The organism is Fibrobacter sp. UWR3, from assembly GCF_900143055.1.
Lineage (GTDB): Bacteria > Fibrobacterota > Fibrobacteria > Fibrobacterales > Fibrobacteraceae > Fibrobacter.
Genome location: NZ_FRCW01000008.1, coordinates 1 through 14668 on the forward strand (window position 1 = coordinate 1; position 14668 = coordinate 14668).

General features: G+C 54.5%; 11 protein-coding genes. 9 read left to right on the forward strand and 2 right to left on the reverse strand.

Features of this window, described 5'->3' with window-relative positions; genetic code table 11:
• Positions 1-84 precede the first annotated feature (84 nt).
• A complete protein-coding gene (locus BUA44_RS10865) occupies positions 85-3123 on the reverse strand; it encodes a hypothetical protein (RefSeq protein WP_255370537.1) in 3039 nt (1012 codons plus the stop codon).
• 79 nt (positions 3124-3202) lie between these two features.
• Between BUA44_RS10865 and BUA44_RS10870 the strand changes: the two genes are divergently transcribed.
• The 4 genes from BUA44_RS10870 (at position 3203) to BUA44_RS10885 (ending at position 7282) form a co-directional block, all read left to right on the forward strand.
• Positions 3203-4084, forward strand: coding sequence for an EamA family transporter (locus BUA44_RS10870; protein WP_072811898.1), 882 nt, complete (start codon positions 3203-3205; stop codon positions 4082-4084).
• 43 nt (positions 4085-4127) lie between these two features.
• Positions 4128-4394, forward strand: coding sequence for a hypothetical protein (locus tag BUA44_RS10875; RefSeq protein ID WP_072811900.1), 267 nt, complete (start codon positions 4128-4130; stop codon positions 4392-4394).
• Between the two features lie 13 nt (positions 4395-4407).
• The gene (locus BUA44_RS10880) at positions 4408-5412 is read left to right on the forward strand and encodes a TraB/GumN family protein (RefSeq protein ID WP_178348788.1); all 1005 of its coding nucleotides are present in this window, start codon (positions 4408-4410) and stop codon (positions 5410-5412) included.
• A 133-nt stretch (positions 5413-5545) separates the two neighbouring features.
• Complete coding sequence (locus BUA44_RS10885; RefSeq protein WP_072811905.1) at positions 5546-7282, forward strand: pectate lyase family protein; 1737 nt, start codon at positions 5546-5548, stop codon at positions 7280-7282.
• 274 nt (positions 7283-7556) lie between these two features.
• Here the strand turns inward: BUA44_RS10885 and metK are convergent, their stop codons facing one another.
• Positions 7557-8747, reverse strand: a complete 1191-nt coding sequence (gene metK / locus BUA44_RS10890) for a methionine adenosyltransferase (protein WP_072811907.1) — start codon at positions 8745-8747, stop codon at positions 7557-7559.
• Positions 8748-9010: 263 nt separating this feature from the next.
• On the opposite strand from metK, the gene BUA44_RS10895 reads away from it, so the two are divergent.
• From BUA44_RS10895 to BUA44_RS10915, 5 genes are all read left to right on the forward strand, one after another.
• Positions 9011-10450, forward strand: a complete 1440-nt coding sequence (locus tag BUA44_RS10895; protein ID WP_083579597.1) for an FISUMP domain-containing protein — start codon at positions 9011-9013, stop codon at positions 10448-10450.
• A gap of 9 nt (positions 10451-10459) precedes the next feature.
• Positions 10460-11221, forward strand: coding sequence for a Nif3-like dinuclear metal center hexameric protein (locus tag BUA44_RS10900; RefSeq protein ID WP_072811911.1), 762 nt, complete (start codon positions 10460-10462; stop codon positions 11219-11221).
• 145 nt (positions 11222-11366) lie between these two features.
• Positions 11367-12287, forward strand: coding sequence for a M23 family metallopeptidase (locus tag BUA44_RS10905; protein WP_072812183.1), 921 nt, complete (start codon positions 11367-11369; stop codon positions 12285-12287).
• Between the two features lie 72 nt (positions 12288-12359).
• The gene (locus BUA44_RS10910; RefSeq protein WP_143151962.1) at positions 12360-13778 is read left to right on the forward strand and encodes a lamin tail domain-containing protein; all 1419 of its coding nucleotides are present in this window, start codon (positions 12360-12362) and stop codon (positions 13776-13778) included.
• Positions 13762-14622, forward strand: coding sequence for a hypothetical protein (locus BUA44_RS10915; protein WP_143151963.1), 861 nt, complete (start codon positions 13762-13764; stop codon positions 14620-14622). Before BUA44_RS10910 ends, BUA44_RS10915 begins: the two co-directional genes overlap by 17 nt.
• The last annotated feature ends 46 nt before the right edge of the window (positions 14623-14668 follow it).

Consider the following 14668-nt stretch of genomic DNA (forward strand, 5'->3'; position numbering starts at 1 on the left):
AAAAGCAAATTTTTCCCATAAAAGAAAAATTTGCTACAACGCCTTATAAATCAAAGGGTTACGAGAAATTTAGGTACCCAAATGTCATATAGGCCCTCTGTTGCAAATCTGGTTGAGAGCAATGTCTGTGGAGGCGTCAACCCACTTACCATAGTCATTTACGACTTCTTTAGCTATAGAGCACTTGAAACTGTGGCTTTCACCATCCTTGAGGGTTTCGCTCTTAATGTCTGCAATGTTTTTAGTATCACCTCTATCGGTATCGCAATAACCAAACTTGACGTTAAGGTACTCATTTTCTTCAATTTCTAGCCAATCTGTGGAGGAAGAACTTGCGGGGATTCCTTCTGCGTTACCATTATTAAGACATTCATAGTATGCGTCACCGACTATAGCGGCATCTTTTTTTCGATTTCTCGTGCAAATTCCAAGCGTAGCGTCTTCATCCAAAACACTTGCTTTAACCCAAGAGTATCCGCCGGAATAGCCTCCAGAAATGTAGTTACACTTGTATTTTTTCCCTTCGTAAACAGCTACTTCGGTTTGATTCTTCATCTTATCTTCATCGCACTTGCCATAGATATCCTCAAAGGTAAGTTCACGCCATTCATGGATATGGTTGCCCCAGTTGTCTGTATATTCAGAATTTTCTTCACAAACATATTCATAACCGGATTCAGTAACCACTTTTTCATTGACATTGCCATAATGGCAAGCTTTATCTAAATACGAGTCACGCCAATCAGTAGCGATCCATTTGTATTTGTTCTCGTTATCAAGGTAATCGCACTTATAAAATTCGGAACCAGAAACTGCCTTGACTTCGCCCTTTTCCATCACGGTTTTTGTACATATTCCATATTCCTCGTCATAATCATCTTTCTTTCTCCATTTGGAGCCATCGCATACAAAGGTTGTTTTGCTCGTTGCCGTGGCAAGTTCCGCATTCTTGGTGTCGAGCAGCTTTTCTTTGCCTTCGTTTACAGTAGCGCTGCATTCACCGAGGTAAAGCTTGGATTCCGGATTGTTGGCCTGTTCTTCCGGGGTTATGCCGTCCTGTTCAGAATATTCACCGGAAGAACCCGAAGAGCTCGGAGCACTAGGCACTAGTCCAAGATTATCGCAAGAAGAAGCGGACAGATTACATTCCTCTTTGACGCACTCATACTCTTTAATTTCCCCGTCAAAGAACGCCGATCCCTTATCGCCTTCACTACGGCCCAAGCATACATTGTCCGTATATTGCCAGCCACAGTTTTTATCGTTGCATACACAAACGGCATTTTCATCAAGACCTTCAAAGCTATAGAAGAAGGTCGAATTAACTGCGTTTTCATCGCAATCTTTTTCCACCGTTGCAACACCTACAGCCCAAAGTGTTACAGGATACCAAACTTGTTCGTTTTCGATATATTCAAAGTAATGGAAATATCCCCCTTTGACATCAGACTTATATACCTTGCTGCTATAGCCAGACGGATCATTGAAATCCTTTGCGTCTTCGACTTTAAGCTTATAGGCTTCCACAAATCCATTCTGCAAAATCTTGTAATAGACGGCATCCGTACCACTCCAGACATTCGTTTCTGCAGTAGAGTCGCCATGCTGCATTTGGTTCCACTTGAAGAAGTTTGCGTCAATAAGCAAAGCGAGGTAGTCTACAAAGAACATGCTGTGTTCCTTGCCTGCGTAAGTCGTATTGACGGCGGTGTTAAAGTTGCCGTTTTCGGCAAAGACATTGCGGAAAGCGTTATAGACCGGGTTAAAGCCCGGAGTCTTGTCCTTTTGGTCAATGAGGGCCATTACCCACACGATGCTGTTGAAGTTTTCGGCCAGGCCAATCTGATCGGGGGCATAATGTTCGAAAGACGGATATTCTTCGCTGTTTTCCAAATAAAGGGCGTGGGCAAGGTCCTTGTTTGCCTGCTCGTTTGCAACACCAAAACCGTTACCATCGTCAACCAACTTCTTTACGCGGGCAGCCTTGTAGTCGGTCAAGAAGTCGATGACAACCATATCGGACGCATCGGACAAGTCTGCATAGGCGTTGTAAATGACATCCGTTGCGTTCGAGCCAAATCCGCCAAAGGCGCCGAAAGCGTTGTTACTCAAGTTCAGCTTGACGCGGAGCTTCACAACCGGGGTCGTAAGGTTCGTGATGTCGAGATCCCCTTCGAGGCGTGCAACCTTGTATTCCACCGCCTTTTCGTTAGTTTCTTCGATTGTCACAAAGGATTTATTGACAGCGGCGAACAGGTCCTGCATAAACACCTTGCCGCTCGGGGCGAACTTTTCGTCAAGGTCCGTCACGGTAAGTTCTGCATTGTCGCCACCCTTGAGGTTCTTCCAGATTTCTTCGTAGATGTCATTGGTTTTTGTTTCCTTATTGGCCTGCACCGGGAAACGCACGACAACATGCTTCTTGTACACCTTGCCGAGATTCTCGTTCACGGGCGTGAACGGGATTTCCATCGTGGTTTCGGCTTCGCCGCAACGGATTGTCACGGTGATGATAGCCGTTTCGTCGTTGCGTTCCGTATTGACGATTTCGCATTTTTTGTCTTCAAGTTCAGCACTCAAGCTGCTGTAAGCATCGTTGAACTTGCTGTCGATATCTTCGTCGAGTTTGCTAGAGGCGCTGCTCAAGTTCTGGATTGCCGCATCCACATCCTTCTGGCTCTTTGCGGAAGCTTCGCTTATTGCTTCTTGAATGGACTTGTTGATTGCCTCAGTATCGACGCTTTCGCCATCATGACCGTTGGTGCCGTTGCTTCCGTCCTTGCCGTCGGTGCCGTTTATCCCGTTCTTGATTGTGCCGATGGTATCCCCATCGCATATAATCGCAAAGCCAGACTTGTCATCCAGTTCCTTTGATGTGCAACGGTACTGAATTGCTTCGTGGTCGTTCATGGCGACCCATTCGCCTTCAGAACACGCGTACATCGTGGCTTCGGACTTCACGAAGTTCAAGTTTCCTTCGGTTTTGTCGTTGCAATTATCCGGATCCAGCTTGCTGACAATACTATAGATGTCGTTGGATGCTGGGTCTTCGTTGCTACAGGATGTTGTACAAATAGCAAAAGCAGCACATAAAGCTGCAGTAGATAGGTGCTTGATATTCACCGAACATCTCCTTTTTTTTTAATTTTGACGGCAAAATTAGAAAATTTTGTTTACAATAGGGTTCTTTCTAGTATTTTGTATGAAAAAAAACAACTTTGTAATGAAAGGCTTTGCCTTCGCCGCCCTTTCTGCCATTTGCTATGGCACGAACCCGCTGGGCGCATTGCATTTGTACGCTCAAAATTACTCGCCGGAGACGGTTCTCTTTTACCGTTTCTTCACGGCAGCACTTCTCCTTTTTGTGGTGATTCTTGCGAAGGGCTCGCACTTTAAAATTTCATTCCGCGAATTCGGAGCGCTTGTCGCGTTCGGATTCCTCTTTGCGGTGAGTTCGCTTACATATTATGCTTCGTTCAAGTACATGGACGCGGGGCTTGCTTCAACGCTATTGTTCCTTTATCCGCTAGAAGTCTCAGTGCTCATGGCAGTGTTCTTCAAGGAGAAAATCAAGACCTGGACCATCGTTTCGATTGCGGTCTCTATGGCTGGCGTGGCTCTCCTCTATCGCGGTGGTGATGGCGTGCCGCTCAGTACAGTGGGTCTTATGCTTGCTTTCGCCTCTTCGATTTCTTACGCGATATACATGGTGATGGCGAACCGCATCAAACTGCAGATGGGCTCCGTGAAAATGACGTTCTACGCCATCTGTTTCTGCCTTGTGTTTTTATTGCTTTATTCGGTAACGCTCGGTTCGGGCCTCCCGCCGGTGTTTACGCAGGCAAGTTCGTGGGGGTGGGGATTCATGCTCGGGCTCGTGCCGACGGTGCTTTCGCTCATATTCATGGTGAAAGCGGTCAAGATTATCGGGTCTACGCCTACGGCGATTCTCGGGGCGCTTGAACCCGTGACTGCGGTAACGATAGGCGTGCTTGTCTTTGGGGAAGTCCTTACGGGCAGGCTCATCGCGGGCATTCTCCTGATTCTCGGGTCCACCGTGCTTATCGCCGCCAAGCGGAAATAACCTGCCATCTGCCCTCTGCCAACTAATTACTATATTCACAGGCATGCAGGCAATTTGTTCTAAATGCAATAAGGAATTCAACGACAAGGTGGGAATGTCCCCCTTGCAGAGCAACATGGCTATTCGCGTGCGCAACAAGGTGGGCAACATCTGCCCCGAGTGTCGCGCCGAAATAAGCAAGACTCGCCGTGGGTGGTGGAAAATGTGGTTCTATGACTTGAAGATAGGTTTTTACTGCTTCTGGTTCCTGGTTCCCGTGGTGCTCTTCTTTGCGGCGTTTACGGTGTTCCTTGCCTTGTATGTTCTTTAAAGGGGGGGCTATTTTGTCTAGGATTACGCTGGTTTGCTTGCCCTTGCTGGCTTTGCTTGCGGGCTGTGCTTCATCTGAGAAGGCGGTTTCTAAAAAGGATGCTTCTGCAGAAGGAACGAATGAAAATGCCGTTTTTGAGGATGCAGTTTCCGAAGAAGAACTTTTGACGAGATACCAGCGCGCAAGGCACATGCTCTGGCAGGTTTCGGATTCCAATTCCAGCGTTTACCTGCTGGGGAGCGTCCATTTTGCAGACTCCACGTTCTACCCGCTGGATTCGGCGATTACGAATGCTTTCGACCGCTCCGATGAGCTTGCGGTGGAACTCGATATGACCGATACTGCTGTGTTTATGGAAATTGCCCGTCAGTCGGAACTGCGGGGCAAACTGCCCGCGGGGCAGTCCTTGGCGCAGGTCTTGCCCAAGGATGTCAAGAAGCAACTCGATAGCGTCTGCGCTTCGTGGTATCTTGCCCCGGAAGTCCTCGATGGCTTCAAACCTTGGTCTGCGGCAATGACGCTCAGTTCCATTGCCATAATGCGGCTCGGTTTCGACCCGAATCTCGGGATAGATTTCTACTTCTTGCGTAGTGCGCAGGAATCCAAGAAGAAGGTTGTTTCTCTCGAGTCGGCTGCAGACCAGATTGCCGTGCTTGTGGGTGAGGGCCTCCCGGATTCGCTCGGCATTTACTACCTCAAGAGCACGTTAAGCCAACTGCAGGTGATGGATTCCTCCATCACGCTGATGATGGGTGCCTGGGTAAAGGGCGATGATTCGCTTTTCCGGGAAGCCATGTACATGGAACCTGAAGGTAGCGCTACGGATTCCCTGCTGGAAGCGCAAATCGAGGATCTCGTCTACATTGCCCGCAACAGGACGATGGCGGATTCCGTTGCGGCCTTCCTTGCGCAGGACCGTAAAGTGTTTGTCGTAGTGGGGGCCGCTCACATGGCGGGGAAGGGCGATAACGTGCTCAAGCTCCTGCGCGACAAGGGCCTGACGGTAGTACAGCGCTAGTTTTGCGGCATCTTGCGCCGTTTTTGCCGTTGTCTATGGACAACTTGTAAAAGCAATTTTTGCTGAAGTCGCCCTTTTTGCGTGAAAAAAGAATAGATTTATAAAAAAGTTGGTTGTACAAGGAGTATGCGGGATGTTTGAAGTTCCTTCCAAAGTTATTGCCGTCTTGTGCGGGCTCGCGGTATGCGCGTCTGCCGCGGTGGACCAGTGCAAGCCCATTGGCTGGGCGACCCGTTCGGGCCGTACGTCGACCCCCTTCGAGGTGACGGGAGGCGGTAACGCGACCCCCATTACGGTAACAACATTCGCCGACCTGCAAAAGTATGCGAAGGATTCCTCGCCGCGGGTCATCTACATTGACGGTACCCTCGGCAGCGGCTGGAGCGGCACGACCGGCGACCGCCTGAACATCACCGGCTCCAACAAGACGATTATCGGCCTCAGGCCGGGTACGCTCCTGAAGGCTCCCATCCACATCAGCAAGGCATCGAACATCATTGTCCGTAACATCGTCATCCAGGGCCCGGGCAGCAATGCCGACCAGGCGTGGGACAACCTCACCATCGAAAACGACGGCTCCAAGAACATCTGGATTGACCACTGCGAATTCTGGGACGGCCAGGACGGCAACGCCGACGTGGTGAAGGGTGCAGACAACGTAACGTTTACGTGGTGCATCTTCGGCTACAAGAAAAAGAGCACGCACAACCTCTCGAACCTCATCGGCAGTTCCGACAACGAGCCCGTGAGCGAAGGCAAGCTGAACGTGACCTACATGTTCAACTGGTGGAAAGCGGCGAACCAGCGCAAGCCGCGCTGCCGTTACGGCAACGTGCATGTGGTGAACAACCTCCTCACTGGCGATGCAAGCGTCACGGGCGGTACAGACGTGCTGGGCGTTTCGGCGGGCCACATGTGCACGGTGCGTACCGAGCGTAACGTGTTCATCAACGAGGCTAACCCGATTTACACCGGGAACGCGAATGGCACCGGCGTGAACGAGGTAATCGACAACATCTTTACGAACTGCTCGGGCAACACGAAGGGCACGGGAAAGTCGTTTACGCCGCCCTACGACTATACGGGCTTCATGCTGCCGGCAAGCGAGGTGGAAGCCGCCGTGAAGGCGAATGCGGGCGCGACACTCAAGAGCCCCACGGAATGCGACGCGAACTATGTGGAGCCGCCACCCCCGACTCCCGACAGGCAGTACCAGGCGGACAAGGGCACGGCGACCAACAGCTTTATCGAAACTTCGAATGCAGGCTACCATGGCGATGCCTACGTGAACTTTGACAAGGGCGGAAGCGTGGTCGTGCCCGTGAAGGTCGACGTGGCGGGCGAATACAAGTTCGAAATCGATTTCGCTAACGGTTCTAGCGAGGACCGCAGCCTGGTGATTTCTTCTGCAATAGACACGGCGACGAGCGTGTTCGAGAAGACGGGCGCCTGGAGCACTTGGAAAACGCAGGAAGTCTCGCTCAAGCTTACGGCGGGCGAGAACAGCGTGAAGTTTGCGACGCTTGCCGAAAAGGATGGCCCGAATATCGACCAGTTCGACGTGACGCTCGTGAAGGAGATTGCCGCGCCGGATACCACGAAGAAGGATACGGCTGTCGGCGACACGAGCTCGGGCGATACCTCGAAGCCGGATGCGATTCCGCTGCTTTCGGGCTTGTCGCTCCAGCAGGGTGCATACAGCGTGAGTGTCTATGCGACTGACGGCAGGTTTATCCGCAAGGTGGAAAATGTCTCGCAGGCGATGCTCCGCGACACGCGTGAACTGACCGCAGGTCTCCCCGCGGGCGTGTACCTGGTACGCGTTACCGCACCGGGCGTAAGCAGGAACTACTTTACCGCAGTGAAATAGACTCGAATGTAGATGCGAATAGTTTCAGTATGCAAAAGAAACAGCCCCGAAATCTCGGGGCCATTTTCATATCTTGCGCAGGGCTTGCGAAGTTTAACGCGCGCGGTTTAAAACGAGCGGTCGCTTCTGTGAGCAACAAAGCCCCTAGTATTAACTAGGGGCGGTTGCGACCTTTGGACACTTGCGCTTTAGCGCTTAGTGTACATGGCCACCTTTAGGTGGGAGCGAGTGAGGAACCGGAGGTTTCGCACCCGAGACGACGAACGAGCGGTCGTTATATTTTTGCAGCTTTTTTCAACGCTGCGGCCTTGTCCGTCTTTTCCCACGTGAAGCGAGCACCCGTGCGGCCGAAGTGGCCGAGCGCGGCGGTCGCCACGTAGCCGGGCTTCCTCAGGTCGAGCATCTTCTCGATGCCGGCCGGGGAAAGGTCGAAGTTCTTCGCGACGATTTCTTCAATCTTGCGGTCGTCAATCTTGCCGGTACCGAAGGTGTTCACGAGCACGGACACGGGCTTGCTGTAACCGATGGCGTAGGCGAGCTGGACTTCGCAACGGTAGGCGAGGCCTGCAGCCACGATGTTCTTGGCTACGTAGCGGGCAGCGTATGCTGCGCTGCGGTCCACCTTGGAGGGGTCCTTGCCGCTGAATGCGCCACCGCCATGGCGGCCCATGCCGCCGTAGGTGTCCACGATAATCTTGCGTCCGGTGAGGCCGCAGTCGCCGTGCGGGCCGCCCACGACGAACTTGCCGGTCGGGTTCACGAGGTAGCGGGTATTCTTGTCGAGGAGCTTGGCCGGGATGACCTTCTTGATGAGCTTCTCGATGATTTCCTTTTCGATCACGGCGTGCTTGAGTTCCTTGCCCTTCACGAATTCGTCGTGCTGGGTAGAAATCACGACAGTGTCCACGCGCACGGGCTTGTCGTTTTCGTCGTATTCCACCGTCACCTGGGACTTGGCATCCGGACGGAGCCACTTGATGGCGCCGGATTCGCGGAGTTCCTGGATCTTTTCCATGAGCTTGTGGGCTAGGCTGATCGGGAGCGGCATCAGTTCCGGCGTCTCGTTCACGGCGTAACCGAACATCATGCCCTGGTCACCGGCGCCCTGCTTGTCATCCTTCTTGCCGTCGGCGGCCTTGGCATCCACGCCCTGGGCAATGTCGGGGGACTGCTTGTCCATCGCGACGAGCACGGCGCAGCCCTTGTAGTCGAACTGCAGGTCGGGGTTCACGTAGCCGATATTCTTGATGGTGTTGCGGGCGACTTCCTGGAAATCGACGTTCGCCTTGGTGGTGATTTCGCCGGAAATCACGACGAGGCCCGTGTTCACGAGCGTTTCGCAGGCCACGCGGCTCTTCGGGTCCTGTGCGAGGCAGGCGTCGAGGATGGAGTCGGAAATCTGGTCGGCGACCTTGTCGGGGTGGCCCTTGGACACAGATTCAGAGGTAAAAAGATAATGTGCCATTATGGCTCCTTTGTGCTTCCAGCACCGAAAAGAATGTCGCATTTTTGAGCATTCCCAAGCGCTGAAAAAACGTGTTCATTTTTATGCATAAATGTACAAAAACGCATAAGGTTTGACAACTCCGGACAGGCGGGGTAGGTTCAATTTGTCGTCATCTCTAGAATGTTTTTGGGCGGTTTATCGGCCTTTTGTGCAAAAGGGCCTTTTTTGACGTTGTTGTGGAGTCTATTTTGTTACCTTTTTGAATAGGTCTGGGGTAACTCATGTTTTTTCGAATTTTTGCGCTTACCGCATTGGTTTCATCGGGGTTGATTGTTACAGCCTGTGGTGACGACAATTCCGTTGTACGCGATAACCTTCCGGGGAGTGTGCCGGAAGGGGTTGAATTTGGATCGTTTGTCGATAACCGCGACGGGGAATTCTATGCAACCGTCGTTATAGGTGACCAGGAATGGATGGCAGAGAACCTCCGCTATATCCCGCCGAAGGGAGGGAGTTTCTGTTACGATGACGACCCGAAGAACTGCAAGAAGTACGGCCGTCTTTACACCTGGGGCTCCGTCATGGATACCACCGGGGTCACCTGCGACAGCGATGACCCGGAGTGCTTCAACTGTGCGTCGAACCGCCGTTGCTACCAGTGCGGCATGGGGACTCTCTGCTTTGTCCATACGACGTTCCGGGGAATCTGTCCGGAACACTGGCACGTTCCCTCGCGTGAGGAGTGGCAGCGCCTGCTCGGCCTTTATGCAACCCAGGTAAAGACGAACTATAGCGAATATATGGATTACGAAGGGGTTAGCAATAGTTTCAAGGATATCCGTTCCTGGGACAAAGGGACAAACCTGTACGGATTCTCCGTGATGCCTGCGGGAGTCTGGATCCAGCGCAGGGTCTTTGACGATACTGACGACCCTAACGGCTACATAAAGTGGGATTATTTCGACAAGGGGTCCGAAACCTATTTCTGGACATCCAGCGAAAGACATTTCGAGTATGCAAATGCGGTACGCTTCTACGAGTACGATGTTGTCAATCTCCTTTACGAAGACAAGTACAACGGTTACTCCCTGCGTTGCGTGCGCGATGTGGAACCGGGGAGGGTCTATTCCCTGGATTCTTCCGCTTATAGCGATTTTGATGAGAATGCAGCAAAACTGGTCGATCCACGTGATTCATCCGAATACAGGGTGACTGCAGTAGGGCCGCAATTCTGGCTTGCCCGCAATGTCGATATTGAACCCGAGGTTGGCGAGAGTTCTTGCTACGGAGACAGTACAGAGAATTGCAAAATTTACGGGAAACTCTACGACTGGGAGGCGGCTCAGTCGGTCTGCCCGCCTGGGACGCACCTGCCGTCCTCCGATGAATGGAACTCGATGCGGCAGTATCTCGAAAATCTCCGGGAAGGTTCCAGCTATGTCGCTTCGTGGCTCAGGTCCAGGGATTCCCTCTGGTCCAATTCCAGCTCCGCGCGCGATGACTTTTTCCGGTTTACCGCGAAGCCCGCGGGCTACATGAACGAGGAGGGCGTCTACAAGGATAAGGGTGCGGGTGCCTATTTCTGGAGTTCCACGTTGACAGATGGTGCTGTCGGTATGTATCATTTAGGTGATGGCTGCTGTATTGACTTGGGCCAGAAATTTTCTCCCGCGGCTCAGGCCTCCGTCCGGTGTGTCGTGGATGCTCATAAGGACGAATAGCGAGGTCTCATGCGAATTTCTGATTTTTCCGGCTGGCTGAACGACCTTCTTGAACCGCACGCGTTCAAGGACTACTGTGTGGATGGCCTCTGCGTGGAGGCGTCCGACAAGGTGACCCGCGTCGTGACGGGAGTATCTTTCCGTGACAGGCTTATCGATGCGGCAATCGAGGAACATGCGGATTGCATTATCGTCCACCACCCGAATGGCTTTTGGCAGGGTGAGAACCGCGTGCTCGTGGGCAAGTTCGGCGAGCGTATGCGCCGCCTGATGCAAAACGGCATCTCGCTTTACGGCTACCACCTGCCGCTCGACGGCCACATGGAAATCGGCAACAACGTGCAGATTGCCCGTGCGCTCGGCCTGGAAAAGATTGATGGGTTTATGCGTGAGGGCGAACGCACCGTTGGCGTCGTGGGGGAGTTTGCCGAGCCTGTTTCGCGCGAGGGCTTTGTGGACCTTGCCTGCGGAGTTTTCGAGCACGGGGTTCAGCACAGCCTCCTGTACGGCAGCGAGATGGTCCGGAAGGTTGCCATCTGCAGCGGTTCCGGCGCAAGCGGCATCGAGGAGGCCAAGTCCCTCGGTTGCGACACGTTTATTACCGGCGAAATCAAGGAGGCCGTGCCCATCGCCGTGGAAGAACTCGGGTTCAACCTGGTTTCTGCGGGGCACCACCGCACCGAGATTTTTGGCGTGCGCGCCCTTGCCCGGAAAATCGAGAACGACCTCAAGATACCCGCCAAGTTCGTGGATATCGACAACCCGGTCTAGTGAACAGTGCCGCCCGCGTGGCGGCCTCTTACTTTTTTCTTATTTTGGTGCCGTTTTTTGCGAAATTTAAGCAAAAATGCGGATTTTACAATATAATAGAGGTTTTTACTTTTCTTTTTAGGGGTGTTTTTCTATCTTCTTGCCCGTGAAATTCGTAAAGGCCAACATCCATTACCAGAATTCATCGAAGTCGGTGACCCTCAACTTGCCGGAATTCCTTTTCCGCGGGCACTGGGCGGTCCGCGCCTTCGTCGTCGTTGGCCTCCTCCTTCTCGTAGTCCAGTTTTCCGCTACCTTCGTGCACGATGCCGTGCTGAAGCATGTCATCAAGTCGCGCCAGTACCTTGACCGCCAGATGGTGCAGATCGAGGGTACGCTCGACTACCTGGACGGGACTTCCGGCGTATTTTTCAAGGACGAACAGCGCGTGCATTCCAAGTTCGCGCTTACCCCGCCCGATGCTCAGGCCCGTGAACTGGGAACCGGTGGCTTTATCGGCCCCGAGTCGCTCCTGGTGCGCGGAACCTCCCCGGTATTTGAACGCATGGCGCTCCTTCGCGAGAATGCAGCGCGCATCCAGAACAAGCTCGATATGAACAACGCTGCGTTCTCCTCGCTCTCCGAATACGTGGGGCAGCAGCAGTCCCGCTGGCGTTATATACCTTCTATCGCTCCCACGCGAGGCAGGCTCGGTTCTGGGTTCGGCCCGCGCGTCCACCCGGTAACCGGCGAAGTCGGCCGCATGCACCAGGGTGTGGATATTGCGAACGAGCGCTGGACCCCGATTTTTGCGACGGCGGACGGCGTGGTGGAAAACGCCATGTACAATCCGTCGTTCGGTAACTTTGTGGCGATAAGCCACGGAAACGGGATTCGTACCCGTTATGGTCACATGCAGATGCTCCTCGTCAAGCCTGGACAGCTGGTCCACCGCTACGAGATCATCGGCTATATGGGTTCTACCGGCATGTCTACCGGCTCGCACCTCCACTACGAGGTCTGGGTCGGCGACCGTCCTGTAAACCCCGTTGCCTATATTCTTCCAGGCGACTACTCGGTCGACTGATATCCTGGCTTGCTCCAGTTAGGTGGCGTTCCTTCGGGACGGCGGGCGGGATAAACCCCTTCGGGGGACTACATGAAATTATTGCCCTGGCTTGCGGTAACCATTCCCGCATGCCCAATGCTTGTGGAGGTGTTTCCGGACCCGACGGACGTACCTGACCAGGACGGGGAGTTTGTCGAGGTGCGCCTGGATGCTACGTTCCGGGCGGACACGTTAACGCTGCTCATGGACGGGAAGGCGGCTGTCCGGGTGCCGTACCCGGAGGGGAACCGCCTGGTGCTGGTACACGACAGCGCATTTTGCCCCGTGCGTGAGAATGTCGCCTGCGCGGTATTCAAGGAATCGCTCCCGAATTCGCGGGAAAGTCTGTGGAAACTCGAGGCGGGCACGTGCACGGATTCCGTGCTGGTGCCGGCCTCGAAGGCGGGGAAGGCGTACCAGCGGCGCGGTGGTACCGACGACTGGGAGTTTACCGCCGCCACGCCGGGTTTCGCGAATGCAGGTTACGAGCAGGGAATCGCAGACTGCGGGATTGGCGCACTGCGGGTCGTGCCCGGGGAGGTTTCCGCGGGCGTGTTTGAATTCCGGGTGGAGGGCGTTCTCGATGGTTGCGACAGTGCGCAGGTTCATGCGGGCTGGCTCGACCTGATGGCGGGTGTAGCGCAATCCGGACGGCTCGATACGCTCGCCGTTTCGGGCCGGTTCGGATTCGTGTTTACCGCCCGAGGGAGCGTGCTGCTGCAGGTCTCGCTCCCGGAAGACGAGTACCCGCTGAATGACAAAATCGATACGCTTCTCGTGGTACCGGGCAAGGCCCCGCTCGTGATATCGGAGGTGCACCACTGCCCGCAGGAGCCCGTTCCCGAGTGGGTGGAGGTGTTCAACGCGTCGCGCTCGGCGGTGCCGCTGTCGCAGGTGGGTTTCTGCGGCAGGGGCGGCGTGCTGGGCGGTAGCGGGGATTCCCTACACCCCCTGCAGGCGCTTCTCGTGACACGCGATTCGCTCGAGTTGAGGAGGCAGGTCGGGTTTCCCGACGTGCGGATTGCGCAGGTGGCGCTCGGGTACCTGAACAACACCGGCGGGTCGCTCGCCCTGTGTTACGGAGGGCAGGTTATAGACTCGGTTAGCTGGGGCAAGGGGACTGCGGTCTGCCCCGCAGGTTTCAGCCCGCTTTCGGGTGCTACCGACGATTCGCCCGGGTTTGTGCGCAAGGCGGGCAAAAAGACCGAGGCCCCGTTCACGCTGACGCTTTCCAGCCGGGTGGTGCGTGCGCGCGGCGTGCCCCTGCGGGTTCGGGTCGAGGGGGAGGGCGAGGTGAAGGTGCGCCTGCTTGATTCGGCTAGCAGGGAGGTGTGGAACGCCGTCGCGCAGGCGAGTTCCCCGCAGTGGATGGACGTACCCGTGCAGAGCCTGGGGAGCCGCGGCGTGAACTACGTGGCGGCGAGGCAGGGCGATTATGAAAAGGTGGTGGGAATTGTACTGCGTCCTTAGTTTGTCTAAAATCGCGGGCCGTTTAGTTCAGGGCCGTTTAATCGCGCGCGGCTTGCTCCCGTGCTGTCAAAACTCCTGTCTTGAACTGCGTCGCCTTGCCACCATCATCTTCCTTGTTGGCTTTCTTTCGGGTTTCATCTCGCAGGCCTTCTGCTTCGATGCTCCTGTCGCCTTTGTCGGCGACTTCGGTTGCGCTCCCGAGGGGCTTTCGGGCTGGAACTCCACTCCGGCGCGCAGGGCAGCTCCCGCTTTCGGCATTTCGGGCTACATGCGTTCGGATTCTCCCGAGGAATGGGTGCTCTCTGCCGCGGGGGAGTGGGGCAACCCGCATTACCGTGTCGCGTTCCTTTACAGCTACTACGCGCTCGATTCCCTGTTCCGAGAGTCGGGTGCGTCCATCGAGGCGTCGTTTTCCCGCTGGTTCCTTGTGGCGGGTCTCGGGTTCGGCGGTATAACGCAGTGGGTTCCGGGCGATGCCGCCTGGCTCCGCTACAGGCTCAAGTTCGGAATCTCCGCGCAGGCGAGGGGCTTCACGCTTGCTTCCTGGTGGCAGGGCTTTACTGACGAATGGCGGGAGTACCCGCGTGTGGGCGTGTTCTGGGACGCCTCGCAATCCTTCCGTGCCTATGTCGCGACGGACATGCAGGCTGTTTTCGTCGGCACAAGCCTTCGCTTTGCGTGGGGGAGTATCGAAACCTCGTACAGTTTTCCGGGCTTTTCGCTTGCGTTCGGGATTTCGTTCGCCTTCTCCGGGTATGGAATCGGGGCAAAATACGGTACGGGCGGCGCTCTTGGCCCGTGGGAAGGGCTCTGGGTGTCCAAATCGCTAAAAAAGGGAACTTAATTACAGGAATAGATGTTCCCGGCGCGATATTTTGTTTATCTTGTAG

Coding starts and splice junctions, on each gene's coding strand:
- BUA44_RS10910 (WP_143151962.1), top strand. CDS start 12,360: ATGAAATTATTGCCCTGGCTTGCGGTAACCATTCCCGCATGCCCAATG.
- BUA44_RS10895 (WP_083579597.1), top strand. CDS start 9,011: ATGTTTTTTCGAATTTTTGCGCTTACCGCATTGGTTTCATCGGGGTTG.
- BUA44_RS10875 (WP_072811900.1), top strand. CDS start 4,128: ATGCAGGCAATTTGTTCTAAATGCAATAAGGAATTCAACGACAAGGTG.
- BUA44_RS10885 (WP_072811905.1), top strand. CDS start 5,546: ATGTTTGAAGTTCCTTCCAAAGTTATTGCCGTCTTGTGCGGGCTCGCG.
- metK (WP_072811907.1), bottom strand. CDS start 8,747: ATGGCACATTATCTTTTTACCTCTGAATCTGTGTCCAAGGGCCACCCC.
- BUA44_RS10870 (WP_072811898.1), top strand. CDS start 3,203: ATGAAAAAAAACAACTTTGTAATGAAAGGCTTTGCCTTCGCCGCCCTT.
- BUA44_RS10900 (WP_072811911.1), top strand. CDS start 10,460: ATGCGAATTTCTGATTTTTCCGGCTGGCTGAACGACCTTCTTGAACCG.